Below are 26,110 nucleotides of genomic sequence, written 5' to 3' on the forward strand. Positions count from 1 at the left end.
CGGCGGTTGAAGACTGGCAGTCTCAGGAGAGCGGAACGTGCGGACCTGGCGGAAAAGTCTGGAAGCGGCCGAGGTGAGCCAGGGCGTGCTGCGTGACGACTACATGAAGGCCGTGCGGTTCATGCAGCGGCGGGAGCCGGCCGGCTATCTGGCGGTGCGCCTGATGGTGCCCGCGGACCACCAGCCCCATGTCCTCGCGGGTTACGCGTTCGCCTCCTACACCGACGACGTCTGCGACCGGGGCACGGTCGACGAACGCACCCGGCGTTACGACGCGTGGGACGCGCAGGTGCGCACGGCGCTGGACTCGGGAAGCGCCGAGCACCCGCTGCTGCGCGCGTTCCTGAACACCGCTGCCGCCCGGGAGCTGCCGCGCCGGTGGGTCGACTCGTATCTGGACGGCGCGCGGATCGACCTCGACTTCCCCGGCTTCGCCACCGAGGCCGACTACCAGCGGTACGTGGAACAGCTCACCTGGCCGTTCCTGATGATCACCTCGGGGCTGGCCCATCAGGGCGGCGGCAGCGCCGAGTTCGCCGCCGCCTGCCGGCTGTTCGCCGACGCGGCCCAGCGGACGGACATCCTGACCGACCTGCACGAGGATCTGCGTGGCGGGCGCCTGTACCTGCCGGTCAGCGATCTCGACCGGTACGACATCACGCGCGAGGACCTGGAGCGGGGCCGCGACCTGCCCGGGGTACGCGCGCTGGTCGCGGCCACCGCCCGCACCGCGCGCGCCACGCTCCGGGAGGCGGGTGTGCTGCTCGACCACTGCTCGGACGAACACCGGCGGCTGATGCGCTTCATCCTGGACCTGCACCACCAGCGCCTGGAATCGGTGGCGACCCGCGGCGCCACGGTCACCCGCCGCCCCGTACGCGACCGCCCGCTGGCCTGCCTACGCCTCCTGACCCGCCGCGCCGAACCGGTCGGCGCGACGGCGAGGACCAGCACGCTCTGAGAGCGCCGCGTGACCCCAGAACTTACTTCAGGTGTCGGTCGAAGAAGCGGCCCGCGTCCTCCGCCTCGAACCACGGGGTGCCGGTGTGGCCGCCCGTGTTGGCGTGCAGGGTCTTCTCCTTGGTGGCGAAGGCGTCGAACAGGTCCAGGGCCCGTTGCCGGGGGTTCCCCTCGTCGTCCCACTGCAGCAGGAGCAGCAGCGGGACGGTGACCTGCCGGGCCTCCTCGCGCTGGGCGTGGGGCACGTATCCCCCGGCGAAGAACCCGGCGGCCGCGATACGTGGCTCGGTCACCGCCAGCCGGATGCCGAGGGCGGTCCACCCCGAGTACCCGACCGGGCCGCCGATCTCCGGCAGCGACAGGAGGGCGTCCAGGGTGGTCCGCCATTCCGGGGCCGCCTTCCCGACCAGCGGGCCGACGAGGGACTCGAAGATCTCGTCGACCGGCTCGCCTGCCCGCATCGCCCGCCGGAGGTCGGCGCGGGTCTGTTCGTCGGCGGCGGAGCGGGGCCGGTCACCGCACCCGGCGGCGTCGATGGAGGCCACCGCGTAGCCGCGTCCCACGGAGTGCCGGGCCCGGGCCACCAGCCGGGCGTCCCGCTTGGGGAGGCCGTTGTTGTGGGCCATGAGGATCAGCGGGGCCGGTGCGGCGGATGTGGTGGATGCGGACGTCCACAGGGTGCCGGGGATCTCGCCGAGGGTGAACTCACGTGCGAGGACGCCGTCTTCGAGGCGCTGCTCGGACGTGAAGTGCATGGTCGTGTCACGCATGGTCGGGCCTTTCGGGAGTGCTGCTGAACGGCGCTCCCGGACGACCTATCGCCCGACCGTGACCCCGGAGGAGAGCACCCATGTCGACAGTGATGTCACGGGTACCACCTCCTCGTTCTCTCGCACGGCCTCCGGAAAAGTAGCAGGGGCCGCTCGGGTCCGCCAACGGGTTTTCGCGGGCGCGCGGCATCCCCTCGGCGGACGCCGTCTCACCTGCCGACGAGTCCCAGGTGCATGGGGTTGTAGCGGTCGCCGTGCACACCGATGCGGGCCGCCGCGGCGTCGAGGTCCGCGATGTCGTCGGCGGACAGGGCGACTTGGGCCGCGCCCGCGTTCTCCTCCAGGCGTGCCACCCGACGGGTGCCGGGGATCGGCACGATCCAGGGACGCTGGGCGAGCAGCCAGGCCAACGCGACCTGCCCCGGCGTGGCCCCGCGGGCGCGGGCGAGTACGGCGACGTGGTCGACCAGGGCCTGGTTGGCAGCGAGGTTGTCCTGCTGGAACCGCGGGACGGTGGTGCGGATGTCGCCCTCGGTGAACGCGGTCGCGGTGTCCACGGTGCCGGTGAGGAAGCCCTTGCCGAGCGGACTGAACGGCACGAATCCGATGCCGAGTTCGGCGAGCGTGGGCAGCACCTCGGGCTCGGGGTCGCGGGTCCACAGGGAGTACTCGCTCTGGACGGCGGTCACGGGGTGGACGGCGTGCGCCCGGCGGATCGTCGCCGCGCCCGCCTCGGAGAGGCCGAAGTGGCGTACCTTGCCCGCCTGTACGAGTTCCGCGACCGCTCCGGCGACGTCCTCGATCGGGACGTCCGGGTCGACCCGGTGCTGGTAGAAGAGGTCGATCGTGTCCGTGCGCAGGCGGCGCAGCGAGGCGTCCGCGACCCGCTCGATCTGCTCCGGGCGGCTGTCGAGCCCGGCCGACGTACCGTCCTCGATGCGCCAGCCGAACTTGGTCGCGAGGACGACCCGGTCGCGTACGGGGGCGAGGGCTTCCCCGACGAGTTCTTCGTTGACGTAGGGGCCGTAGACCTCGGCGGTGTCGAAGAAGGTGATGCCGCGGTCGACGGCGGCGCGGAGCACGCCGATCATGTCCGCGCGGTCGCCGGGGTTGGGGCCGTAGCTCTGGGACATGCCCATGCAGCCCAGGCCGATCGCCGAGACCTCAAGTCCCTGCCCGAGGGTGCGGGTGTGCATCGTGCGGCTCCTCATGCGGTGTCGATGGCGGTCGTGGATCCGTCCTCGGCGGTGGCGGACCGGTCCTCGGCCACAGCGGATGCGTCGTCGGTGGCCGCGGACGCGTCTTCCGTCGCAGCCCAGGCGGCGAGCAGCTTGAGCGCGTCATGGGCCGGGGTGTGGGGCGCGGCGCTGTAGGCGGTCAGGGTGAGGCCGGGCTGGGCGGGCAGGTCCATGGCGTCGAAGTCGAGGGTGATCTCACCGACGGCGGGATGCCGGAAGGCCTTGCGGCCGGTGTGGTGCAGGCGCACGTTGTGCTTGGCCCAGGCGGTGCGGAACTCCTCGCTGCGGGTGACGAGTTCACCGATCAGCCCGGTCAGCTCGCTGTCGCCCGGAGCGCGCCCCGCCTCGGTGCGCAGCAGGGACACGGTGGTGTTCACGGACTCCTCCCGGTCCGGGAAGAAGTCGCTCCCGGCGGGGTCGAGGAACTGGAAGCGGGCGATGTTGACCGCGCGCTCCGCCTTCCCTGCGTGAGTACGTTGTTCCTCTCCCCCGTGCCTACGCTGCTCCGTGCCCGCGTGGAGAGGGCTGTACAGGGCGCGGCCGAGGCGGTTGACGGCGAGGATGTCCAGGCGGCCGTTGCGGATGAAGGCCGGGGCGTCGGTCATGGCGTCGAGGACGCGCAGGACGCTGTCCGGCAGCGGGCCGCGGGGGCGCCGGGTGCGGCGGGCGGGCCGCTTGGCGGCGGCGCGGGCCAGGTCGTAGAGGTGGGAGCGTTCGGCGTCGTCCAGCTGGAGGGCGTTCGCGACGGAGTCCAGGACGCCCTCCGAGGCGCCGGCGAGATGACCGCGCTCCAGACGGACGTAGTAGTCGATGCTGACCCCGGCGAGGAGGGCGACTTCCTCGCGCCGCAGCCCGGGCACCCGCCGGTTGCCGCCGTAGGCGGGCAGCCCGGCCCGCTGCGGGGTGATCTTCGCGCGGCGGGAGGCCAGGAACTCGCGGATGTCGCTCTCGGTGCTCACGCGTTCCAGGCTAGGGCCTGTCTGACCATTCCCGTCGTCGCCCGCAGGGCGGCCGGGCGGCGTCAGGCGCGTGCTCTGGGGGTCCCCCGGTCGGAGGCTGGGGGAGTGCCGGGCACAGAGCCTCGTACTGGACATACTTGGCTCGGTGCCCGGTGCGGCGAGAGGGCGTGCATGGCGTCGCCCGGCAGACGGGAATGGTCAGACAGGCCCTGGGCCGGTCGGCCCGGATGAGGGGGACCCTGTCGGTACCTGTGACGACCGTACCTTCCACGCCCGTCTGACCTGCGATTTCCTTGACGTCGGTGGGGCCGCGCCCCTGCGGGACATCTCGTGAGGGACCCGGCCCGCGCTGCCGCTGCAGGAACCGCGACAGACGATGGTTCCCCAAGCCCGCCCTCTTCGGATCGAGGAAGACAGTCGTGGAACACATCATGGAAACCCCCACCCTCAAGGCCCCGGCCGGGCGCTTCACCGGCGACGTCCACCTCAACATGATCGAGACGCCCTCCGCGCCCGCCCACCTGGCGTCCGCGCTGGTGCGGTTCACACCCGGCGCGCGTACGAACTGGCACTCCCACGCCAAGGGACAGGTCCTGTACGTCACCGACGGCGTGGGCCTGGTCGGTACCCGCGACGGGAGCGTCGTGCGCATCGGCGCCGGTGAGACGGTCAAGTGTCCGGCCGGCGAGGAGCACTGGCACGGCGCCACCGACACCACCCTCATGGCCCACATCGCCATGGTCGTCGGCGACGGCGGCGGGGACGGGACCACCTGGCTGGAGCCCGTCACCGACGAGGAGTACACCGCCGCCCTGAAGCTCACCGGCCGCTGACGGCCCGCTTCACCGGGGTCGAGGCGCCCCGCGCTCCCGGCCCGGGGACGCGGCGGCGGTGTCGATGATGCTGTCCAGCAGGGAGCGGGAGCGCTGCAGGTCCTCGATCATGCGGTCGATGCGGGCCCGCTCCACCGTCAGCTCGCTCACCAGGAACGCGTCGGCGGTCTCCGCCGGTCCGCTGTCACCGTCACCGTCGCCCTCGCCGTCGCCGTCACGCATGCAGGGCAGCAGCCGCACTATCTTCGAGCTGCACAGACCGGCCGCGTAGAGCTCCTGGATGCGTCGCACCCGGGCCACCGCCGGCTCCGTGTAGTCCCGGTGCCCGCCCGGTGTCCGCTCCGCGGTCAGCAGGCCCTCCTGCTCGTAGTACCGCAGCGACCGTTCACTGACGCCCGTGCGCCGGGCCAGCTCACCGATTCGCATGACGCAGATCACATCATTTCCGCTTGATTCTCACATTGACGTCAAGTTCTACGGTACCCACATGACGTACGAAACGACGACCTCCCCCCTCCTGGCCCCGGCCCGCCTCGGCAGCCACCGGCTGGCGAACCGTCTGGTCATCGCGCCCATGACCCGCAACCGCGCCGAGAGCGACGGCACCCCCACCCCGCTGATGGCCGAGTACTACGCGCAGCGCGCCACGGCCGGGGCGATCATCGCCGAGGCGTCCACCCCGAACGCGGTCGGCCAGACCTATCCGAACATCACCGCCCTGCACACCGACGCCCACACCGCCGGCTGGCGCCAGGTCACCAAGGCGGTCCACGCCGCCGGGGGCGGTCCGATGTTCCTGCAGCTCCAGCACGGCGGCCGGGTCGGCCACCCCGACACCAGCGGCCTCACTCCACTGGCCCCCTCACCGATCCCGCTCCCCGAGACCGTCCACACCCCCACCGGGCGCCAGGAAGCGGTCACCCCGCGCGAGATGACGGCCGACGACATCCGCCGGACCGTGCGCGACTTCGCCGACGCCGCCCGCCGGGCCGTCGACGCGGGTTTCGCCGGAGTCGAGGTGCACAGCGCCAACGGCTACCTGCTCCACCAGTTCCTCGCCCCCAACACCAACCACCGCACCGACGCCCACGGCGGCAGCGTCGAGAACCGCATCCGCTTCACCACCGAGGTCGTGGACGCCGTCGCCGACGCCATCGGCGCCGAGCGGACCGGCCTGCGCATCTCGCCCGGCAACACCGTCAACGGCATCACCGACACCGATGCCGACGACCTCTACCCGGCCCTGCTCACCGCCAACGCGGGCAAGGGCCTGGCCTATCTCCACATCGCCTTCGCCGACCCCGGCCGGCCGCTCTTCGCCCGGCTGCGTGACCTCTGGACCGGCACCCTGATCGCCAACCCGGTCCTGCCGCCGGAGCAGATCCCCGCCGACGGCGGCCGTCGCGCCGCCGAACGCCTCCTGGCCGCGGGCGCCGACCTCATCGCCCTGGGCCGCCCCTTCCTCGCCAACCCCGACCTGGTCGAGCGGATCCGCCTGGGCGCCCCCGTCAATCCCGTACGTGCCAGGTACGCGATGTACACCGGCGGCCCCACCGGCTACACCGACTACCCGACGCTGCCCGCGGAGTCCGCCTGACCGGCGATGTCGAGCGTCACCTTCGACAGGGGGCAACCGACGCAGGTCAGCACGTAGCCCTCGGCCTTCTGCTCGGCTGTGAGGCAGGTGTGCTCGGGTTGCGTGACCTCTCCGCCGCGCAGGCGCGCCACGCACTCGCCGCAGTTGCCGACCGTGCAGGAGTACGGCATGCGCAGCCCCGCGGCGAGACCGGCGTCGAGCAGCGTCTGGCCGGGCTCGACCACGGCGGCTCCGACGAGGACCCCCTCGTTCTCGACTCTCATCTCCTGGGGTGCCGCGGCGGCGGGAGCGGGCACGCCACCGGTGAAGCGTTCCTGGTGCATGCGGTCGTCCGGCACGCCGAGCTGCCGCAGGACGTCCTGGACGGTGTCCATCAGCGCTTCGGGTCCGCACACATAGTGGTGTGCGCCCTCGGACAGGGGCAGGCCGGTCACCCATCGGTGGACGCCGTCGGCGCCGAGCCGGCCGTCGCGGCGGGAGAGGACGTGGGTGACCGCCAGTCGCTCCGGACAGTCCTTCTCCATACGGGTCAGCTCGTCGCCGAAGATGATGTCTTCGGGCCCCCGGCTGCCGTAGAGCAGATGGATTCTGCCCTCCGCCGCAGGATCGGACAGACGGGTTCGGATCATGCTCATCATGGGAGTGATGCCGCTGCCCGCCGCGATGAGCACCAGTTCCCCGGGCGCCTGCGCCGGGATGTGGAAGGTGCCGGAGGGACCGCGGACCGCGAGCTGGTCCCCGGGACGCAGTCCGCGGTGGGCGTGTGTGGAGAAGCGCCCGCCCTCCACATGCTTGACGGTGAGTTCCAGGTGGGTCGCGCCGGGGACCGAGGAGGCCGAGTAGGCACGTCGTACCGGCATGCCCTCCAAGTCCGTCACCAGCGTGAAGAACTGGCCCGGGTGGAAGTCGAATCGCCCGGCCCCACCGGCCACGTCCTCAAGGACCAGGGTCCGGGCGGTGGGTGTCTCCTGGCGTATCTCGCGGACACGGACAGGGCGCAACGGGCTTTCCACGGCTGGGACTTGGGTGGCGCCTTGCAGGGCGTCGCCATGGTGAGCGGGGGCGCGGACGTCGTCGTACCCCTCTTTGCGCAGTCCGGAGACGTAGGCGCGGTCGGCGGCCTTGCGCAGGAGGCGGCTCACCCCGGGCAGCGAGGTGACGAGCTTGATCAGCCATGCCGATCTGCTCCCGGATTCCGCCGAGTTGGCGGCCAGGTGGGCGCCGCCCAGAGCCATCATGTCGGGTGTCCGGTCATGGCCGGTCCGCGCGTCCGGTGTCCACAGTCGCGCACCGGACACCGCGTCGTTGCCGCTCACCTCGGCGTACTCCACGTCGATGACGAGTGCGAGATGCGGGGGCGCCCCGCGCAGAGCCAGCGTGCTCAGCAGCGCGGCGTCGTCGGTGATCGCGCCGCGCCCGTGGACGTGCAGCACTCCGCTGCGGCCGGGGACGAGTGCGGCGAGGGAGAGCCGGTCGTCCTGCAGCAGGTTGTGCAGGGAGTCCGCGCGCTTGTTTCCCCTGCGGTCGGCGAGGACCAGGGTGCGGCCGTCCAGGATGCGCGCGACCGTCCGGCGGTCGCCGCGCGGGCTGGTGTCACCGCCGTCGTCCGTGTCCCAGGTGGAGAGGGCCAGGAAGGGCGAGGCGGCCAGGAAGTCGCTCACGCCGGGGCCGGTCAGCGGGCCCCCGCCCACCACCGGCTCGGCCGCCGGGAACGGGACGGGCGGCTCCCACAGGCCGGAGCGGATCACGGCCTGCGCGCAGTGCACGTACGCCTCGGCGACGTCCACGGCCGTCTCCCCGCCCCTGAGGGCGGATGCGGTGCCGTTGACGCGCAGCACCTCGCCCACACCGGGCAGCAGGAAGAACAGCGAGACCGGACCGGGTGCGACGGCCGGCCCGGGAACGCGGAAGGAGAACCGCTTCGGGGAGTGGACACGCGCGAACCCGGGCGCCCCTCCGACGAACGTGGTCCGGGCGGTGCCGTCGGCGTTCCGGTGGCCGAAGGCCGCGACGGGACTGTGGGCCAGGACGTCGCGGCAGCCCGCGTCGAGGACGCCGATCTGCTTGCGCATGACGATCGCGGCCGGTCGGCCGACGACCGCCTCGACCTCGGCCACGGACGAGAGCCGGCGCAAGGCGTCCGGCCGGAATGTGTGCTGCTGCATGGGAGTCCCTTTTTCAGGCGGGGGTGGACCGGTTCAGCCGGGAGCGCACCGGTTCGCCGGGGGTGGACCGGTTCAGTCGGTGACCGGGCCGGTTCAGCCGGGGGTGGACCGGCCCAGTCGCCAGTAGCCGTGGAACGAGATGTCCCGCTTGGGTACGCCGCGGTCGTCGGCCAGGTGCCGCCGGACACCGGTGGCCAGTCGGGACTCGCCGGCCACCCATGCGTGGAGGGGACCTTCGGGGAGTTCCGTGTCGCGGATCGCCTCAAGCGCGCGGACACCGGGCCGCAGGCTGTCGTCGTCGCGGCTGAGCCAGTGGAAACGCACGCCGGCCCGCGCGGCAACGGGCCGGACGTCGGCCGCGGTCGCCACTTCCACGAACACCTCGGTGGGCAGCGGATCCGGGTCGCTCTCCAGGATCGACAGAACGGCCGGCAGCGCGCTGTCGTCACCCACCAGCAGCCGCCCCCGAGCATGCGCAGGCGGCCGGTACCTGGTCCCCAGGTCGAAGATCCCGGCCTGGTCGCCCGGCCGGACCCCGCGCACCCACGCGCTCATGGGCGAGTCGCCGTGCAGGGCGAACTCGATGTCGATCTCCTGCTCCGCGGGCCGCAGCCGCCGGACGGTCAGGTTGCGCACCCACGGGCGGACCGTCCTGGGCATGAGCATCACCTGGACCATCCACGCCGCCTCGTTCGAGGCGGACGGCATCCTCAGTTCGCTCTGCCCCTCCCTCGGGAAGAAGAGGCGGACGGCCTGGTCGCCGCCTCCCGGGGCGAAGTCCCGCACGCCGGGGCCGCCGAGGGTGACGCGGGCGAAGCCGGGGGTCAGCAGCTCGCGCCGCCGCACCTCCAACGTGATCGTCCTGCGCTCCCGGGGAACGCTCACCTGGGGGATCACGGACGTGCTCCGATGATGTGGCTTCGCTTGTTTGCGCAGGTCATGGCACTATTCTGAGTAAAAGCTCACCTCTTGGCTACTCGCTTTTCGCCGCCCGGAAGGACCGCCGGATGCCCTCCGACGAACGCCGCATCACCCCACGTCGAACGCCTCGGCAGGTGCGCGCCGAACTCACCCGTGAGCGCATCCTCAGCGCCGCTGCTCACGTTTTCGCCGAGTACGGCTACGCCGCGGGCACCACCAACCGCATCGCCGAGCACGCCCGCGTGTCCATCGGCTCGCTGTACCAGTACTTCCCGAACAAGGACGCCATCCTCGCCAAGCTGCTGGTCCGTCATATCGACCGCGGTGGCTGGACGGGGGCCGATGAGCTGGACATGAGCCCCGGCAGCCTGAAGGAAGCGGTGCTGGCCCTGGTCCGCGACGCGATCGACCACCATCGTGACGACCCGCAGCTCCTGCGGATGATGATCGAGGAGGCGCCGGTCTCCGGCGAACTGATCGAGGCGATGGAGCGGCACGGCAAGGACCGGGTGCAGCAGATACGCGATGTGCTCGCCCGGCATCCGGACGTCCGGGTGGAGGATCTCGACATGGCCGCGGAACTCGTCGTGGGGACGGTGGAGATGAACACCCACAAGCTCATGGCGAGCACGCACCCCGTCCAGGTCGATCGGCTGGAGCGGGAGCTGGCCGCCATGATCACCCGGTATCTGCGAGGTGATCGGTAGCTGCCGGCGCGGACACCGCACTCCGGGCCGGGCCCGGGACGTACGCGAGGCAAGCCCGGGACGTGCGCGGGTCAGGACCGGGACCGGGCGTGACCTTGGGCGCGAGCCGCTCCCTTCACCGTGCCGCTCCCCCGGGCAGCCGCTGCACCGCCGGAGTGACGTCCGCGGTCCTGTGACCGCGCGTTGCGCTACCGATTCCGCTTCCCCCTCCGCTTCCGGGTGCGGGCGGAGAGGCGGGAGCTCCTGGCGGTTCCAAGGCATCGCGGACCGCGGTCAGGATGTCCTCCGTGTCGACGCCGAGCGCACGGGCGGCCGAGGTGAAGTCCCGGGCCAGCGTGGTGAGTCGGCCGGCGTCGTGCGCGCGGGTGTCCGGCGGCAGCGGTGCGACCTTGGTGCCCGCGCCACGGCGCGTACGGATCAGCTCGGCGGCCTCCAGTTCACGGTAGGCGCGGGCCACCGTGCCCGGCGCCAGCCCGAGGTCGGTGGCGAGTTGGCGCACGGTCGGCAGCCGCTCCCCCTCCGCCAGCCGGCCGGTGCGGATCAGTGCGGCCAACTGGGCGCGGATCTGCTCGTACGGCGGGACCTGGCCGGTGGTGTCGACGCGGACGACGGGGTCACTCATCGTCGGAAGTCCCCTCGTGGGCCGTCTCGTCGTCGACGGCCCTGGGTGCCACCACGGTGGCCAGGGACCATCCGAAGCAGAACATGCCCAGCAGGCCGAGCGGGCAGATCGCCACGATGGTGGCGGCGCCCAGCGGTCCGGCGCAGGCCTTGTCCGTGAGCGCGACGAACAGCATCAGCACGACGAGCAGCACCTGGCTGGAGACCAGCAGCCCCCAGGCTCCGGTGACGGCCCACGCGCGGTCGCGGCGCTGCTGTTCGTCGCCCGTGCCGTCGGCGATGCGGCGCAGGGCCCAGACGCAGACCGGGGTCGCCACCGCGAGCGCGGCGAACATCGGACCGCTGTAGTACAGACCGGGCCAGGGGCCGAGGGAGGTGTGGATCCCTTCGCAGGTGACGTTGATGACGCTGCCCGCTCTGTCGGGCCGGTCGACGACCGAGGAGGCCGTGACCGCGCCGGTCACCAGCAGGGCCACGAGGATCACCGCCTGCAGCAGAAGCAGGGGTGCCATCCGCGGGGGCACCTGGTCGCGGATCAGACGCGGGGCGAGACTCGCGGTGCGCACCGCCTCCTGGGGATGCAGGGTGAAGGCGTCCCCGAGCAGCACACCGCCCACGGCGCACAGCCCGAAAGCGGTGATGGCGAACACCAGGGGCAGCGCGATGTCGCCGCTGCTCATCGTGATCAGATGCTGCGCGGCCACGATCCCGATGGCCAGCCCGGACCATCGGGCGTAGTGGTCGGCATGGTCGAGGATCCGGGACTGCAACGGGACGGTGTCGAGCATCTGTAGATCCCCCGAATGAGCTTGTACCAATCGATGGGTACAAGATGGCGCCTGCCGGAGCGTTGTGTCAAACGCTCGATACAAGATGGCGAAGCCGGCGAGGCGGCCGACGACTGCCGGCCCACCCGACTTCGGCGGCCCGATCCGGCGCACCCACACTCGCGAACCACACGAACCACCTGAACCGCGTGGGGCAGATGAGGCAGATGGGGCCGCTCGGAGTGATGAGATCTCCCTGCTTCAACGGAATGCTCCGGTCACCTGTACGGGACCGTGAGTAGTCCTATGATGCACTCAGAGTGACCGCCCTGCCGGCTCGACCGTATGCCGCTCCGATGGACGGGCGAGGGGGAAGAAGGACCCGGCGGGGGCAACAGTGACATCGAGTTGAACCGCACCAGGGGGGAAACATGGTGCACTCATCACTGCACGGCCGGGGGGCACTGTTCGACATCGAACCGCCGGGGCTCGCTCCGCGGCTCACCGGTCTGCGGCCCTACCAGCACATCCCCATGCCGTACGAACACCAGAGGGAACTGCCTTTCGTGGTGTTCGCGGGCGGAAGGGGCCTCGGTAAGAGCGCGGTGCTCGGCGAGCTGCGTTCCGCCTATCGCGGCCACACGCCTGTCGCGCTGATCGACGGGGAGGACGCGCAGTTCGACCGGCCTCACCCGGACGGGCACGACGAGTTCTGGTCGCCCGTGTCACAGGCGATGCTGACGATCGCCGAGCAACTCGCCGAGCCGGTCACCGGCGCCGGGCGCATCAGCTTTCCGCGCCTGTCCTCCGGGCTGCTCGCCGTCGCCGCCGGTGGCTGGAACGACCGTGATCTGCCGCGGATCCGGCAGGAGGCCGAGCGGATCCTGCTGATGAATGACACCGGGTCCTGGCTGGCCGGGTTCGCCGGACGGTGGATCGGCAAGGTGGTGGCGAAGCTCGTCGCGTCGTTGTCGGAGACGGGGCCGGTGGTCGAGCCGATCATCGAGGCGGCTCTGGAGGCGTTCGGCGAGGGCGTCGCGCCGACCCAGCGGCGGCTGCGCAAGGGGGCCGCGTGGTACCGCGACTACCCGAACGCGGGCGGCAACCCGAAGCTCGGACTGATCCTGCTCTCGGGGCACTTCAGGGCGGGCGGGGCCTCGCACACCCACGCCGAGCGATATCTCGTACGGGCTCTGCTGGCCGACCTCGACGACGCGTACGCGGGGGTCGTGCAACGCGCACACCGCCTCGGGCGACCGGTCGTTCTGATCGACAACGTGCAGGAGCCCGCCGGGTTCCCGCTCATGGAGTCGGTGCTGCGGGACCGCGCCGACGGCATCACCGACCAGGTCGTCTTCTTCGCCACGTTGCGCGGCCACAGCCATCCGGCGCTGCGCAACACCGTCCGCCGCACCCTGCCCGAACTGACCCGGGGCAGCGGATGGGTGCCGGGCAGCGCGCCGTCCTCCCGCGCCCTGCTGGTCGCGCTGCCGCCTCTCTCGCCCGACGAGACCCTGCACATGGTGAACGCCGCCTGCCCGGGCCTACCGACACCACCCCACCTCCCGCACTCCATACATCGGCTGACCGGCGGAAACCCTCTCGGCATCGCCTTGATCACCGAGTCGGCCCGACAGAATCTGCCCCAAGGCGCCGCCTCACTGGGTGAGTTGCTCATCGCCGACGTGGCCCTGCACGACGACCACACCGGGCACCCCGCGCACCGGGAACTGCTCGACCGGCTCGCGCCGGACGACAGACTCGACGAACTGACCGTCCTGGCCGCCGCGCATGATCGCGACTCGGCCTTCGCGCTCGCCGAGACCGGGCTCCCGGACGACTTCGGCACGGCCGGTGTCCTCGAACTGGAGGACCGGCTCGCCCAGGAGGGCCGTCCGGGGACTCCGGGGCACTTCGTCGGCGACCCCTTCCTCCGCGTGCTCCTCCTGCTCCGGCTGCACCATCACGACCCCGACCACGCGGCGTGGCAGTGGGTCCACCGCACCCTCATCGACCACTGTCGCGGTAACTCCCCCGACCACTCCCTCTACCGCGTCCGTCACGAACTCGCCCTGGGCAACACCGATGTCGCGGTCGCCCACCTGCGCGACACCTTTCTCCGACTGGACGCCTGTGACTGGCTGTCCGCGCTCGTCCTCATCGCCTCGGCGCCGTGCTACGACGCGTACGACTCCGAAGGGTGGCACGTGGGCAATGAGCTGCACGACGACCGGGGCGCCGTCGCGCTCGGCCGCACGGACGCCGCGCAACACCCCCCGGACGGCGTGGACGTGGCGCTTCATCTGCGCGTACGACGCATCCTGTACGCCGTCTGGCAGTTGGCCGATCCGCTGGTGCTGCCGGATCCGAAGGTGACCGAACGACTGCGATGGGAGCTGGAACAGCTCTCCGACCAGAGGCCCGCGGGCAGCGAAACGCTGTGGCGGGCCTCCCGGGACTGGCCGGCGGACGCGGCGGCCGGGCGGCCGTTCCGTGTCCCGGGCGACGACGAGGACCTGGACGGAGGCCACTGATGGCAGGCATGGCAGCGGGCTGGCCGGCGTGGCTGCGCGAGCACGTCTGGGAGATCCGCTTCCGCCGGTACGTCACTCTGACGCTCGCGATCGTCCTGGTGGCCGCCGGCGTATGGGGCGGTATGACGCTCGCGCAGGGGAACCGGAGCTGTGCTCCAGGGGTCGAACGACCTGCGGGCAGCGACGAATGCGTGGGTGTCTCGACGACGGCGTACGACTTCGGACAGCGCCAACTCACCGACGTCATACGGGCGATCGATCGGGAGAACGACTCCCTCGCCTCGCGCGCCCGGGTCACCGTGGCGGTCTTCCAGCCGTTCTCCGCGGCCGACAACGACACCCTGCGCGAGCTGCAGGGGGCCTACCTGGCCCAGTACGAGGCCAATCACCACGAGACCGGCCAGACTCCCGCCATCCGGCTCGTCCTCGCCAACCCCGGTGCGGACAGCGCCCGTTGGCGGGAGACGGTGGACGCGCTGGCACGTATGACGGAGGGACCCGACCGGCTGCGGGCGGTGACCGGTATCGGAAGCAGCACCGACACCAACAAGCAGGCCGTCAGGGAGCTGACCCGGCGCGGCATCCCGGTCATCGGCACCTCCATCACCGCCGACAGTCTCGCCAACGGACAGAACGGCAAGGACCCTTTCCCCGGTCTCGCCCGGGTCGCTCCCACCAACACCGACCTGGCCCGTGCGCTCACCTCGTCCGCGAGGATCTCGACGGACAGGGCCTATCTGGTCTACGACAAGCCGGGCGACCCGTACACCCGTACGCTCCGGCAATCCTTCGAACGACTGCTGAAAGGCTCGCCGTACCAGCCCTCCGCGTTCCGTCCGCCTCGGGACCGCACCCAGGAAGGGACCACGGCCAACACCTTTCGCAACATCACCTTCAACATTTGCGACACGCCGCACACCACGGACACGATTCTCTTCGCGGGCCGCCACACCCAACTGCGGCAATTCGTCAACGCGTTGGGCAGGCGCGGCTGCCTGGACCGGAGGTTCACGGTGCTCACCGGTGACGAGGGCTCGTACCTCACGAGCGACAAGGAGCTGGAGACCTCCGTGCTGGGCCGCAACCTGACCGTGCGCTACACCGCGCTCGCGCACTTCGACGCCTGGGCCGACGACCCGCCCGCGCGGGGCGGTTCACACGCCGACGCGCAAGCCCTGACCAAGTTGCTCGCGCAGGCCAGGCACGAACCCGTCGGCCCCATCGGCCGCACCCCCCTCGACGGCGGCCAGCTGACGGTCGCGTACGACGCCACACGCCTCGCCGTGAAGGGCATCCGCCAGGCCACACCCGACGGCAGCAGGTTCCCGGGCCTCACCGACGTCGGAGATGTGTGGCCACAGCTGCGGGGCAGTCTGCGGGTCTACGGCGCGAGCGGCTGGCTCTGTCTCGACAACCACGGCAACCCGTACGACAAGGCCGTACCGATCGTCGAGTTGACCCCGGCCGGGGGCTCCAAGTTCGTGAAACTGGCCTGGCCGGAAGGCAAACCGCCAAAGGAGGACTGCCTGCCGCCGGCCTAGAGCGTGTCTCTGTCGCGAGGCGGGTTCACCACGAGGATTCATCTGGTGTGCACGCGGTCGCATGCGGGATCAACCGTCTCAAGCGGCACCGGGCCGTGCCGACCCGGTTCGACCGGCCTGCGGTTCGGTTTCGCCAGAGGGGGTTGCACCTTCCGTAGCGGCATGTGGTCCCGTGGACCTACCTCCCGATGCCTTGAGGAAGGGTCCTTGATCTTCATGCATTCGTCGTTCACGCCACCCCGCCAGGTCAAGATCGGTGACGCGGCGGCCTTCGCCGGCAGCACGCCGCGGGCGATTCGCCACTACCACGAGATCGGCCTGCTCCCCGAGCCCGAGCGCGGCGGCGACGCCCGCCGCCGCTACGGGTACGAGGACATGATCCGCCTGCTGTGGATCCGCAGGATGGCCGACGCCGGGATCGCCCTGGACGACATCCGTGACGCCTTCATCAGCCGCGCGGCTTCCACCGGTGCGGACGGCGGAGACGGTGTCGCGGGCCTCCTGGAGCGGTTGGAGGAAACCCTCGCCGAGCAGGAGGCGGAAGTCCGGCGGCAACGCACCGCCGTGCAGCGGATGCGCACCGAGGGCAGCCGGATGGGCCTGCTCTCCGACTTCGTCACCGAACGCCTCAAGAGCCTGCCCGAGGGCTCCCTGCGTCAGGCGGACCTGGACACTCTGCTGGTCACCGAGCGGATCTTCGGCCCGCTCGGCGCGGCCGTCCAGGCCACCCGCTTCATCGTCCTGGCCACGCATCCCGCTCTGCGGGCGGACTCCGACCGCGTCGACGACGCCGAGGAGGCACTCGACGACAGCGTCGCCGTCGATGATCCACGGGTGGCTCAAGTGGCCGTCGAGCGACACGCCTTCGAAAGCGCCCTGGAGGCCGTCATCGAGGAGTCCGGCCTGGGCAAGGACGACGATGACCTCTTCGACGCCTGGGACATCTTGCACCCTGCCACCGACGACGACGGCGCGGACGAGGCCGGCCTCAGCTCAGGCAGGCGGGAGGCCGGCTCCATGAGCGCGTTCGAAGCCACCGGCAAGATGCCCTACGCCTTCTCCCCCGCCCGCCTGCGCTGTATGGAACTGGCCGAGGAACTCTCCGCCCAGGACTCACCCGCCACCTGAGACCCCGCCCTGGGCGGTGAGGCGGCCGAGCCGTTTGTCGCGTCCGCCCCACCACGTGTCCCTGACCAGGGGCGGGCGCCGAGCGGAGTTGCCAGCAATGTGGGAAGTGACCTCCGGGGCGGATGCGGCGCTCCCGGTAGCGTGTCGATCTCCCGTATGGGGTGTCATGTATCCGGCCGACCCGTACGGAGGGCATTCGGCCGCGAGCGATGAGGGTGCGATGAGTGAACTGACGAAGCCCGAGGTCGACGTTCCGGAGGGTGACGCGCCGACCGAGTTGACGATCCGGGACCTGGTTGTCGGGGACGGGGCCGAGGTGAAGTCGGGCATGGTGGTCAGGGTCCACTACGTCGGGGTTGCCTTCGAGTCCGGGAAGGAGTTCGATGCCTCCTGGGACCGGGACCAGCCGTTCAAGTTCGCCCTGGGCAGTGGCAGGGTCATCAAGGGCTGGGACCGGGGAGTGAAGGGGATGAAGGTCGGCGGTCGACGCGAGATCATCGTTCCGCCGCGTCTCGGCTACGGCAATCAGTCGCCGTCCCCGTTGATCCCGGCGGGCTCGACCCTCCTCTTCGTGGTGGACCTGCTGGACGTGTACCGCGGCGCAGCCGGCTGGAGCAACGCCTAGCGCCCCTGCGTACGACTGTGGCATCGACGGTTTCTTACGCTTCATGGACGGCGTCCAGGACCGCTCAGCCAGCCTGCGTATCCACCAGCGCGGCCAGGTCGGCGGTGTCCCCGGCGGGCGGGGCCTCGACCGTGACCGGCTCGTTGATTTCGAGGAAGGTGAAGGTCAGGTCGATGGGGTCGCCGACGACCGGCTCGAGCGGCTCCCCGTCGGCTGAGTAAGGCATCTCGTAAGTCGCGCCGCGCATACGGAACTGCTTGGCGCGCCCGTCGCCGTCGATCCACAGGTCCATGGTGAGGTTCTTGTCGAGCCTCAGCCCGTAGAAGTGATCGAGACTGTCGATCTGACGCTTCCGGGCCGCCTTGCCCGTGACGGCGTCACGGCTGGCGCGCAGTCCCTCGGGGGTGACCGTTCCCCTGTAGTGCACAGTCCGGGTGCCGTCGACGGTCTCGGTCCCGATCCTCTTCGGATTCCTTGAACCGGTCAGGATCGTGGACTGCACGACCGGGCTCCCCTCGATCTGGCGGGGCAGCACGCCATAGGTGTTGTTGTCCACCGCGCCACGGCCCCAGGCCGCCGGTTCGGCGCGGAGCCAGCTCCTGCCGCGCAACTGCGCGAGGCCCGACTCCTCAAGACCCCACTTCTCGCCGACGAGCGCACTGTCGTCGAGCGCGCTGCCGCCGAAGTACAACGCCTTGCCGACGAACCTGACCCCCAACGGGCCCGTCGCTCGGTGGTCCGCCGTGATCAGTTCCATGCTCATGGCCGACGGCTTCGCAGCCATGGACGCCTCGGCTGTCAGCCGGCCGCGATCCGGCACGGACCCGGTGATCCGGTACCGCAGGGACGTGATGCCGGTGGAGTCCTCCGCAGCCTGTGCCACGGCCTCGGCGGGCGTCAGAGCGGGCGGCTCCTTTGTGGTGGACGTCGCGGTGGTGGATATGGCGGTGGGGGACGTGGCGGAACCACTGCCGTCACCCGCCCCGCAGGCCCCGGCGCCTGTACCGAACAGCACGACGGCGAAGGCGGTGCCGGCCACCCGCCGCACCGCAGACGGACGTACGGAACATCTCATGGTCCCCCCGGAACACGAAGTCGATCTTGCAAAGGCTGTTGAGGGTATCCCGGGAGGAGGAATCACTCCGCAGGTACGCACGAGCCACCGCAACGGAAGGCCCGGGCCAGATCGGCCGCGTCCGGTATCGAACCCTTCCACAGCGTCAGAACACCTCAGCGAGGGAACGCGCCTGCACCCTGTTACGAAGGAACGGAGCATCAGCCCGGGGCGCGAGGGGCGGTGCAGTGGGGGCGCGCGGGGAGCTGGAAACCGCTTACGCGTTGATCTTCGGCGTTCGGTGTGACGAGCATCCAAATGTCCCGGATTATCGGATGAGTTGATTGAACGATGCAATTGACGGTCACTGAAATGTCCGCATACAGCAACACGAAGCAGGACACCTGCCGGGCCGGGCCGGATGTGGCCAAGCTGTGGGTCCTCGGCACTCGCCGGGAACGCACACCGTCCACGGTGACCGGTCAGGGCCGGCCACCGGGACACGCACCGTTGGGGGACTTTTCGTGTCTTCACGCACCACCCGCCGTATCGCCGCCGCGGTTCTCGCCGCCGGAGCCGCGCTGGGCGCCACCGCCCTGCCCGCCACCGCGGACAGTGGCAACCAGCAGGCCCGCCGCTCGCACGTCGAGATCTCGGCCGTGCAGTACGACTCGCCCGGCTACGACAACGGCTCCAACCGCTCCCTGAACAAGGAGTGGGTCGAACTCACCAACACCGGCCGGCGCAGCGTCAACCTCGAAGGCTGGACGCTGGCCGACAAGGACGGCAACACCTTCACCTTCCGCCACTACCGTCTGCGCGGCAACGAGTCCGTCCGCGTCCACACCGGCGAGGGCCGCGACCGCGACGGCCACGTCTTCCAGGACCGCGACGAGTACGTGTGGGACAACGACTCCGACACCGCGACCCTGCGCAACGACCACGACCGCCGCATCGACCGCGAGTCCTGGGGCCGCGGCCACGGCGGCGGTCACGGCGGCGGCGGCCACCACCGTGGCTGACCACCGCCCTGACCAGGTCCGCGCCGTAGAACCCACCGGCACGGCCTGACCACACCCCACGGCGTCCCGGAGGCTTCACCAGGCCTCCGGGACGCCGCTGCGCTGCGTCAGGTCTTCTGTCCGGCTACGACTGGCGGTAGCAGGGTCGCAGGGTTCCGAGGAATGAAACCGATCATTGATTGTTGAATGTGGCATGAAAAAGATCGGGTTCCTGTCCTTCGGCCACTGGACGCCATCGCCGCATTCACAGACGCGCTCAGCGGCGGACTCCCTGCTCCAAGCGATCGACCTCGCCGTCGCCGCGGAGGAACTGGGCGCCGACGGTGCCTACTTCCGGGTGCACCACTTCGCCCGGCAGCACGCCTCACCGTTCCCGCTGCTCGCGGCCGTCGGCGCGCGCACCAGCCGGATCGAGATCGGCACCGGTGTGATCGACATGCGCTACGAGAACCCGCTGTACATGGCCGAGGACGCAGGTGCGGCCGACCTCATCTCCGGCGGCCGACTCCAGCTCGGCCTCAGTCGGGGATCCCCGGAGCAGGTGATCGACGGCTGGCGGCACTTCGGCCACACGCCCCCGCAGGGCGGGACCGACGCCGACATGGCCCGCGAGCACACCGAGCGACTGCTCGACGTCCTCACAGGCGAGGGCTTCGCACAGCCCGACCCCAGACCGATGTTCGCCAACCCGCCGGGGCTGCTGCGCGTCGAACCGCACTCCGAGGGACTGCGGGAGCGCATCTGGTGGGGATCCGGCTCGAACGCCACCGCCGTCTGGGCAGCCGGACTCGGGATGAACCTGCAGAGCTCCACCCTCAAGGACGACGAGAGCGGCGAGCCGCTGCACGTCCAGCAGCGCAAGCAGATCGAGGCGTACCGCGAGGCGTGGCGGGCCGCGGGCCACACCCGTGAGGCGAGGGTTTCGGTCAGCCGCAGCATCTTCGCGCTCACCGACGACCGGGACCGCGCCTACTTCGGCAGGGAAGGCAACTCCAAGGACCAGATCGGCTACATCGACGCCCAGACACGCAGCATCTTCGGCCGGTCCTACGCCGCCGAACCCGACGTCCTCGTCAAACAGCTCGCCGAGGACGAGGCCGTCGCCACCGCCGACACCCTGCTGCTCACCGTCCCCAACCAACTGGGCGTCGAGTACAACGCACATGTCATCGAGAGCATCCTGACCCACGTCGCTCCCGAACTCGGGTGGCGCTGACGGCGCGGCCTTGGAATGCACCCTTCCTGCGGTGCGCCTGGTCGCGATAAATGACACCCGGTCGCGACGACTGACACCCAAGCGCGACCGGGCCCGCCCCTGAACTCCGGCATCATGACGGCCGACGCTCCCGTATCGCCCATCGCGGTCACGCCTGTCGACCTGACCGAACCGCCCCGGTCAGCGCACCCGTGCGATTGCCCTAACCATGCCTATGAGAATGATTTGCGGGTCTGAACTCGTCTGGCCTCACCCTGCGATCCCCGCGGGCTTTGACACGGTGGAAAGCGGATCACCCTTCAGGCTGACCGCTCTCAGCGGACTGGCTGGCCGGGGGGCGGGCGAACGTGGGATGGAGGAGCCGGCGAGCGAGCCGTCGGAGGCCGAAGCGGTGAAGGAGCCCGCGGTCCGGAACAGGGGAACGATCGCGGCGCCGGTGGCGCCCCGATCAGCTTGCCCCTGGCCGGGACAGGCTTGGTGAGGACGCCCACCGTTGACGTGTTGACGTGCAGGATCGCCACACGCCCGTTCAGCATCCACTGGCGCAGACTCGCCACGTCGGCAACTCGCCCGCGGCCGCCACAGCCGGACCGGAATCCAGAGCGGCGATCACCGCCGATTGCCGCTGAGGCCTCCAGGGAGCTCCCTCAAGAGAGCGTTGGCGGGCCGGAGGCCGAGCTTGCCGGTGATCGAGAACAAGACAGCCACGGAGGGGGCGTTGCAACCGGGAGCCCTGCAGTCGATCAAGAACCTTCCCGTGCCGTTCACGGACCGCACAGCGGCGGTCACCAAGAGGGGGCAAGGAGTCGACACACCGAACCCCCGTCACCCGCGCGTGGGCGCGCCCCACCACGCGTTATGACTGTCCGCATTGGATCTAGTGCCCTTGGTTACTTTCTCTTTAGCGTCAAAGCGTCGCCAACGCCGTATTCATGGAGGAATCGTGGCACGCTTCCGCACTCGTCTGGCCCTGCTCGGCTCGGCCACAGCTCTCGCCGCAGGCGCTCTTGTTCCCGCGCAGTTCGCCGGTGCGCACCCCGCCGCCGCGGCCGAGCAGCAGGAGTGGGTCGCCCTGGGTGACTCCTACGCTGCCGGGGTCATCCGGGCCGCGGGTGACACCTTCGAAGTCCCGCGCGACGGCTGTGAGCGCACCGACCGGTCCTACCCTCAGGTCATCGACCGCGATCTCGGCGGTCTGTTCGAGCTGACCAACGTCAGCTGCGGCGCCGCCACCGTCGAGAACATCACCGACACCCCCCAGAACCCGATCGGCCGTCACCTGCCGCCCTTCTCCGAGGACCCGGACTACCCCTTCCCCGCGGTTCCCCCTCAGTCCGAGGCGGTAGGCGCGGACACCGACGTCATCACCGTCGGCGTGGGCGGCAACTCCCTCGGTTTCGCCGGCTTCCTCACCACGTGCGCGCAGTTGGGCGGCGAGAACGACGGCAAGGGCACTCCGTGCAAGGACGCCATGGCGGCCGACGTCCCGGACCGGCTGAAGAGCGTGCGCGATGAGTACGACCGGATGCTCGCCGTACTCCACCAGCGTGCCCCGCACGCGAAGATCCTGACCGTCGGCTACCCCACGGTCGTTCCCCAGGACGCCTCCAAGTGCAACTTCGGCGACCTGACACAGTTCGGCACGATCACCCAGGGCGACCTGGCCTGGCTGCGACAGGACGTCCTGGAACCCCTCAACAAGACCATCGACGACTCCACCGGCACCCAGGACGCCGCCGGCTTCGTCGACCTCTACACCTCCTCCCGGGACCACAGCGTCTGCGACGACACCAAGTGGGTCGAAGGCTTCGTCACCCTCCCCGACCAGCTGTCCCTCGTGCACCCCAACGCCCGCGGCCACCGCAACGCCGCCGACCACGTCGAAGAAGCGATGCTGAACACCCTCAGCTGACCCGGCACCCGGCCGGAGATCCCGCAGCGAACTGGCCTCCGGCACCAGCCGGAGGCCAGTCCCGCGTTCGCCGTCATACCTGTCAAAGACTCTGGCGGCTACGCCGGTTCTCTGTTCCGTCTCTCCTGGGGCCCAGCCCAGTTCAGCCGGCAGTGCCCCCGAACGGCGCGGGGAGCGGCGGCGAACGGCGTACGTGCCCTGCCGTGACCTGGAACCGGGGTCCCGCCGTGCACTTCAACAACACCCGTGCCTAGGCGAGCCGACCGGGAACCCGGCCGGCAGGCTTTCGTTCCATCGGTCTGCGCCACCCGGCCGCCGCAACAGTCATACCGGCACCCGCGCAGCCGCATGGCCTCCCGTGGGGAGCCGGGAGGCGGCGGGTCCTGCCGCCGACGGGACGGCAGGACCCTGCGACAGGGCGTCCACCTGGGGGTTTGGCGGGGCCCGGACCGACAGACTGCACCAAAAACCGGCCACAGGCATAGATCCCGGCCGAAAAGAGTCGATCCAGTCGCTGTCAGACGTGCCGGCGATGACGGGCGAACGGCCGCCCCCTGCACCACCGGAGACGGGCTCTCGCCGAAGATCAGTGAATCCTGCGCCGATGCGCCTCGCCGCGGATTCAGGCCGCGAGCCGGCCAGCCTTCACGGCACGCTCCCGCTCAGCACGCACCAAGTGCGCGGGGAACTGCCGAGGCTCGCCACCCGGCTCCGGGAACAGATTCGCCTTGCTTGGCACCAGCCCTACGTCGTGCGCTCCGAACTCAAGCGCACGAGCGCCGAGTTGCCCCACAGCCACCGGGCGCGCCGCTGCCGTCACCGCGTACGGCTACCTCGTGCTGGACGGAAAGCTGACTCTGACGGAGGTCGGCACGGCGCTGATGCGGATCGCCGACTGCAACAGCTTCGCTCCGGAGCAGGAGCACGGGCCATGCCCGGCCGACCCGCCCGGCGCATTCCTGCACGGGCTGCTCGCCCTGCCCGGCCCGTTCGCCGCCGGCAGCTTCCGGGTGACCGACATCGCCACCGTCTTCGTCGAGCCGGGCTGCCGCAACGGCCTGCGGACCTGGCGCCACCGGCGGAAGGGTCTAGACAGCACCGGACGCTCCAACTTCAGCATCAAGGTGCCCAGGGTTGACGCCTCGATCCGTGTCCCCCATACCGAGAACCCGGTGCGCGTTCGCGCCGCCATCCTCCCGGACCGGTGTCCTGCAGCGCCGCCGCCAGGACAGCGCCCGCGTCTGCCCCGATCGGAAACCGCAGCAGTACACCTCGCCGGCCGAGCTGTTGAGCCGGGCACCTGATCCCCTCGGGTCTGGAGCCGCCTCATCGCCCGGGCTCCCTGCTCGCGTTGGGCCTGGTCGCAGTCCTCGGCGGCGCCACGTCCCTGGCCGCCGTCGCCCCGCATCACAGCCAGTACCGACAACAGCCTGCACGAGCAGCTCGGGCCGACCTGCAACACGCCTCACGCCTCTTCGCCGCCGGCCGGCCTGGTCGACGAGGCCGGTGACACGCTGGTCGGCCTGGCCGTCGGCAGCAAGTCGGTGCGCGGATCCCGATCCGGCGAGGTCAGGCGGTGGCGTCTGTCTCCGCGGCGGTGTCCTTCTGGCCCTCCACCTGCTTCAGGCGTAGGCGCAGCGCCCCGGTGACCGCCTGGTAGGAGTCGCTGCCGAGCACGAGTCTGAGGGGCGCGGGCTGCTGCGCAGCACTGTCGATGACGCGGGCGGCGATCCGTACCGGGTCACCGATGACCGGGACGGCAGTCTTCTTGAACTGGCGTACGAACGCGGCCGGCGTGTCGTCGTAGGCTGTCAGTGGCTCGCCGATACGCAGGCTGCCGCGCGAGAACGCGGTGCGGGCACCGCCCGGCTCGACGAGGGTGACACCGATCCCGAACGGGGCGACCTCTAGGGCGAGGGCCTCCATGAACCCTTCGATCCCCCACTTTCCCGCGTGGTAGAGCGAGGCCCCGGCGTGTGCCGCCAGCCCGGCCACCGAGGAGATCTGGATCAGCCGGCCGCCGCCCTGTGCGCGCAGGTGCGGCAGCGCGGCCCGGGCGGTCTGGATCGAGCCGAGCAGATTGGTGGTGATCTGGTGGACGACCTGATCGTCCGTGAGTTCCTCGGCAGCGCCGAAGAGACCGTAGCCGGCGTTGCCGACCACCACGTCAATACGGCCGAGATCGGTGAAAGCGGCGTCCACGACCTCGCGGACCTTCGGCAGGTCGGTGATGTCGAGGTGCCCGAGCCAGAAGCGGTCCCCGTACTCGGCCCGCAGATCGTCGGCCGAACCCTCCCGCCGGACCGTGCCGGCGACGCGGTCGCCGCGGGCGAGCAACTGCTGAGCCAGCTCTCGTCCGAAACCGCTGTTGACTCCGGTGATGAACCATGTCTGTGTCGTCATGCCGCCGATCCTCACGGGTGCCGCCCGGCCCTTCCAGGTGGTGGTGTTCCTGGTAGTGAGAGGGACACCCGGCGAGGCGCGGGAGAGCCTACGCTTGCCCGGTGGACAACGCTCTCGGGGATTTCCTGCGCGCGCGGCGCGAACTGGTCACTCCCGCCGAGGCCGGCCTGGCACCCGGACACGGGACGCGCCGAGTACCCGGGCTGCGCCGCGAGGAGGTGGCCACACTCGCCGGCATCAGCGTCGAGTACTACCTGCGCCTGGAACAGGGCCGCGACCGCAACCCCTCGGCCCAGGTGATCGACGCGCTGGCCGCCGTGCTCCAGCTCGACGCGGAGAGCACGGCGTACTTGATGTCGCTCGCGGCCCCGAAACCGCGCCGCCGCCGCGGCCGGCCCGTCGAGCACGTGCCGCCCGGCCTCGACACGCTGCTGCGAACGCTCAACGTGCCCGCCCTCGTTTTCAACAAGTACAGCGACGTCCTGGCCGCGAACCGGCTGGCCCGGACTCTGTCACCGGACCTGGCGCCGGGGGCGAACCGGCTGCGCGTCCTGTTCACCGACCGGGCGGCACGCGAGTACCACGCCGACTGGGAGCGGTACACGGCCGTCGCCGTGGCTCATCTGCGGGCCCAGGCCGGCGCTGACACAGGTGACGAGCGGCTGCACGCGCTGATCGGGGAGCTATCGGTCAAGAGCGACCGCTTCCGCCATCTGTGGGGACGCCATGACGTGCGCTCGGCCAAGGGCGTCACATTCCGAGTGAGACACCCGCGGGTCGGCCCCCTGGAACTCCTGGTCGAAAAGTTCCAGGTAGTCGGCGCTACCGAGCTGGAGACAATGCTCCTGCACGCCGAGCCCGGCACATCCTCGGCTGACGCCCTGGCTCTGCTCGCATCACTCGACGCCACCGCCTGACCAGGAACCAACGCCCGCAGGACAGCCGATTCGCCACCCGCCCGCCCAGTCCCGGTCCCGGTCCCGGTCTGAGGAAGGGGCCTCCACCGGCGAAGATCCGGTAACCGGTCAGTACGCTCCCGGCCGGACCTACCTATCTGGGACACGCGCTCGGTGATATCGGTTCGATCAGCAGGCGGTGAACAGAGGCCATGAGGTGAGCGGGCCGCAAGGTGCCTAC

At 70.6% G+C, this 26,110-nt stretch carries 23 protein-coding genes; 13 read left to right on the forward strand and 10 right to left on the reverse strand.

From position 1 onward, the window contains the following. Positions 1 to 37: 37 nt before the first annotated feature. Positions 38 to 961: a squalene/phytoene synthase family protein gene (locus ACFVH5_RS09725; protein ID WP_385833013.1), complete on the forward strand. Its 924-nt coding sequence runs from the start codon at positions 38 to 40 to the stop codon at positions 959 to 961. Positions 962 to 983: 22 nt separating this feature from the next. Here ACFVH5_RS09725 and ACFVH5_RS09730 read toward each other — a convergent pair whose 3' ends face one another. From ACFVH5_RS09730 to ACFVH5_RS09740, 3 genes are all read right to left on the reverse strand, one after another. After that, positions 984 to 1,715: a dienelactone hydrolase family protein gene (locus ACFVH5_RS09730; RefSeq protein ID WP_385833066.1), complete on the reverse strand. Its 732-nt coding sequence runs from the start codon at positions 1,713 to 1,715 to the stop codon at positions 984 to 986. A gap of 224 nt (positions 1,716 to 1,939) precedes the next feature. After that, positions 1,940 to 2,926, reverse strand: coding sequence for an aldo/keto reductase (locus tag ACFVH5_RS09735; protein ID WP_385833014.1), 987 nt, complete (start codon positions 2,924 to 2,926; stop codon positions 1,940 to 1,942). A gap of 11 nt (positions 2,927 to 2,937) precedes the next feature. Beyond that, entirely contained in the window at positions 2,938 to 3,927 is a 990-nt protein-coding gene (locus ACFVH5_RS09740) for a helix-turn-helix transcriptional regulator (RefSeq protein ID WP_385833016.1), read from the reverse strand. A 419-nt stretch (positions 3,928 to 4,346) separates the two neighbouring features. On the opposite strand from ACFVH5_RS09740, the gene ACFVH5_RS09745 reads away from it, so the two are divergent. Next, positions 4,347 to 4,760 (forward strand): cupin domain-containing protein, encoded by a 414-nt coding sequence (locus ACFVH5_RS09745; RefSeq protein ID WP_385833017.1) that lies wholly within the window; start codon positions 4,347 to 4,349, stop codon positions 4,758 to 4,760. Positions 4,761 to 4,769: 9 nt separating this feature from the next. Here the strand turns inward: ACFVH5_RS09745 and ACFVH5_RS09750 are convergent, their stop codons facing one another. Next, a complete protein-coding gene (locus tag ACFVH5_RS09750) occupies positions 4,770 to 5,186 on the reverse strand; it encodes a MerR family transcriptional regulator (RefSeq protein WP_385833018.1) in 417 nt (138 codons plus the stop codon). Positions 5,187 to 5,247: 61 nt separating this feature from the next. Here ACFVH5_RS09750 and ACFVH5_RS09755 point away from each other — a divergent pair, with 61 nt between their 5' ends. Continuing rightward, positions 5,248 to 6,357, forward strand: coding sequence for an alkene reductase (locus tag ACFVH5_RS09755; protein WP_385833019.1), 1,110 nt, complete (start codon positions 5,248 to 5,250; stop codon positions 6,355 to 6,357). Here the strand turns inward: ACFVH5_RS09755 and ACFVH5_RS09760 are convergent. Together ACFVH5_RS09760 and ACFVH5_RS09765 are read right to left on the reverse strand one after the other, a co-directional pair. Further along, complete coding sequence (locus ACFVH5_RS09760) at positions 6,327 to 8,522, reverse strand: 2Fe-2S iron-sulfur cluster-binding protein (RefSeq protein WP_385833020.1); 2,196 nt, start codon at positions 8,520 to 8,522, stop codon at positions 6,327 to 6,329. The genes ACFVH5_RS09755 and ACFVH5_RS09760 overlap by 31 nt on opposite strands. A 93-nt stretch (positions 8,523 to 8,615) precedes the next feature. Continuing rightward, on the reverse strand, positions 8,616 to 9,407 hold the full coding sequence (locus ACFVH5_RS09765; protein ID WP_385833021.1) for a siderophore-interacting protein: 792 nt from the start codon (positions 9,405 to 9,407) through the stop codon (positions 8,616 to 8,618). 122 nt (positions 9,408 to 9,529) lie between these two features. On the opposite strand from ACFVH5_RS09765, the gene ACFVH5_RS09770 reads away from it, so the two are divergent. Continuing rightward, on the forward strand, positions 9,530 to 10,150 hold the full coding sequence (locus ACFVH5_RS09770) for a TetR/AcrR family transcriptional regulator (protein ID WP_385833022.1): 621 nt from the start codon (positions 9,530 to 9,532) through the stop codon (positions 10,148 to 10,150). A gap of 115 nt (positions 10,151 to 10,265) precedes the next feature. Here the strand turns inward: ACFVH5_RS09770 and ACFVH5_RS09775 are convergent, their stop codons facing one another. Together ACFVH5_RS09775 and ACFVH5_RS09780 are read right to left on the reverse strand one after the other, a co-directional pair. Further along, the gene (locus ACFVH5_RS09775; RefSeq protein ID WP_385833023.1) at positions 10,266 to 10,772 is read right to left on the reverse strand and encodes a GntR family transcriptional regulator; all 507 of its coding nucleotides are present in this window, start codon (positions 10,770 to 10,772) and stop codon (positions 10,266 to 10,268) included. Continuing rightward, entirely contained in the window at positions 10,765 to 11,559 is a 795-nt protein-coding gene (locus ACFVH5_RS09780; RefSeq protein ID WP_385833024.1) for a hypothetical protein, read from the reverse strand. The genes ACFVH5_RS09775 and ACFVH5_RS09780 overlap by 8 nt, the downstream gene beginning before the upstream one ends. A gap of 410 nt (positions 11,560 to 11,969) precedes the next feature. Between ACFVH5_RS09780 and ACFVH5_RS09785 the strand changes: the two genes are divergently transcribed. The 4 genes from ACFVH5_RS09785 to ACFVH5_RS09800 all read left to right on the forward strand — a co-directional run bounded on the left by ACFVH5_RS09785 (position 11,970) and on the right by ACFVH5_RS09800 (position 17,366). After that, positions 11,970 to 14,072: a hypothetical protein gene (locus ACFVH5_RS09785; RefSeq protein WP_385833025.1), complete on the forward strand. Its 2,103-nt coding sequence runs from the start codon at positions 11,970 to 11,972 to the stop codon at positions 14,070 to 14,072. Next, the gene (locus tag ACFVH5_RS09790) at positions 14,072 to 15,613 is read left to right on the forward strand and encodes a hypothetical protein (RefSeq protein ID WP_385833026.1); all 1,542 of its coding nucleotides are present in this window, start codon (positions 14,072 to 14,074) and stop codon (positions 15,611 to 15,613) included. Before ACFVH5_RS09785 ends, ACFVH5_RS09790 begins: the two co-directional genes overlap by 1 nt. Positions 15,614 to 15,829: 216 nt before the next feature. Further along, complete coding sequence (locus ACFVH5_RS09795) at positions 15,830 to 16,741, forward strand: MerR family transcriptional regulator (protein WP_385833067.1); 912 nt, start codon at positions 15,830 to 15,832, stop codon at positions 16,739 to 16,741. A gap of 220 nt (positions 16,742 to 16,961) precedes the next feature. Then, the gene (locus tag ACFVH5_RS09800; RefSeq protein WP_385833027.1) at positions 16,962 to 17,366 is read left to right on the forward strand and encodes an FKBP-type peptidyl-prolyl cis-trans isomerase; all 405 of its coding nucleotides are present in this window, start codon (positions 16,962 to 16,964) and stop codon (positions 17,364 to 17,366) included. A gap of 64 nt (positions 17,367 to 17,430) precedes the next feature. Here ACFVH5_RS09800 and ACFVH5_RS09805 read toward each other — a convergent pair whose 3' ends face one another. Then, positions 17,431 to 18,405, reverse strand: a complete 975-nt coding sequence (locus ACFVH5_RS09805) for a hypothetical protein (protein WP_385833028.1) — start codon at positions 18,403 to 18,405, stop codon at positions 17,431 to 17,433. A 539-nt stretch (positions 18,406 to 18,944) separates the two neighbouring features. Between ACFVH5_RS09805 and ACFVH5_RS09810 the strand changes: the two genes are divergently transcribed. The 4 genes from ACFVH5_RS09810 to ACFVH5_RS09825 all read left to right on the forward strand — a co-directional run bounded on the left by ACFVH5_RS09810 (position 18,945) and on the right by ACFVH5_RS09825 (position 23,874). After that, positions 18,945 to 19,442 (forward strand): lamin tail domain-containing protein, encoded by a 498-nt coding sequence (locus ACFVH5_RS09810; RefSeq protein WP_385833029.1) that lies wholly within the window; start codon positions 18,945 to 18,947, stop codon positions 19,440 to 19,442. Between the two features lie 193 nt (positions 19,443 to 19,635). Further along, the gene (locus tag ACFVH5_RS09815) at positions 19,636 to 20,658 is read left to right on the forward strand and encodes an LLM class flavin-dependent oxidoreductase (RefSeq protein ID WP_385833030.1); all 1,023 of its coding nucleotides are present in this window, start codon (positions 19,636 to 19,638) and stop codon (positions 20,656 to 20,658) included. 943 nt (positions 20,659 to 21,601) lie between these two features. Next, on the forward strand, positions 21,602 to 22,570 hold the full coding sequence (locus ACFVH5_RS09820) for an SGNH/GDSL hydrolase family protein (RefSeq protein WP_385833031.1): 969 nt from the start codon (positions 21,602 to 21,604) through the stop codon (positions 22,568 to 22,570). Between the two features lie 836 nt (positions 22,571 to 23,406). Beyond that, the gene (locus ACFVH5_RS09825; RefSeq protein ID WP_385833032.1) at positions 23,407 to 23,874 is read left to right on the forward strand and encodes a hypothetical protein; all 468 of its coding nucleotides are present in this window, start codon (positions 23,407 to 23,409) and stop codon (positions 23,872 to 23,874) included. Between the two features lie 265 nt (positions 23,875 to 24,139). Here ACFVH5_RS09825 and ACFVH5_RS09830 read toward each other — a convergent pair whose 3' ends face one another. After that, complete coding sequence (locus tag ACFVH5_RS09830) at positions 24,140 to 24,973, reverse strand: SDR family oxidoreductase (RefSeq protein WP_385833033.1); 834 nt, start codon at positions 24,971 to 24,973, stop codon at positions 24,140 to 24,142. 101 nt (positions 24,974 to 25,074) lie between these two features. Between ACFVH5_RS09830 and ACFVH5_RS09835 the strand changes: the two genes are divergently transcribed. Further along, the gene (locus ACFVH5_RS09835; RefSeq protein ID WP_385833034.1) at positions 25,075 to 25,890 is read left to right on the forward strand and encodes a helix-turn-helix domain-containing protein; all 816 of its coding nucleotides are present in this window, start codon (positions 25,075 to 25,077) and stop codon (positions 25,888 to 25,890) included. The last annotated feature ends 220 nt before the right edge of the window (positions 25,891 to 26,110 follow it).

This window comes from Streptomyces sp. NPDC127119, from assembly GCF_042677425.1.
Classification (GTDB): domain Bacteria; phylum Actinomycetota; class Actinomycetes; order Streptomycetales; family Streptomycetaceae; genus Streptomyces.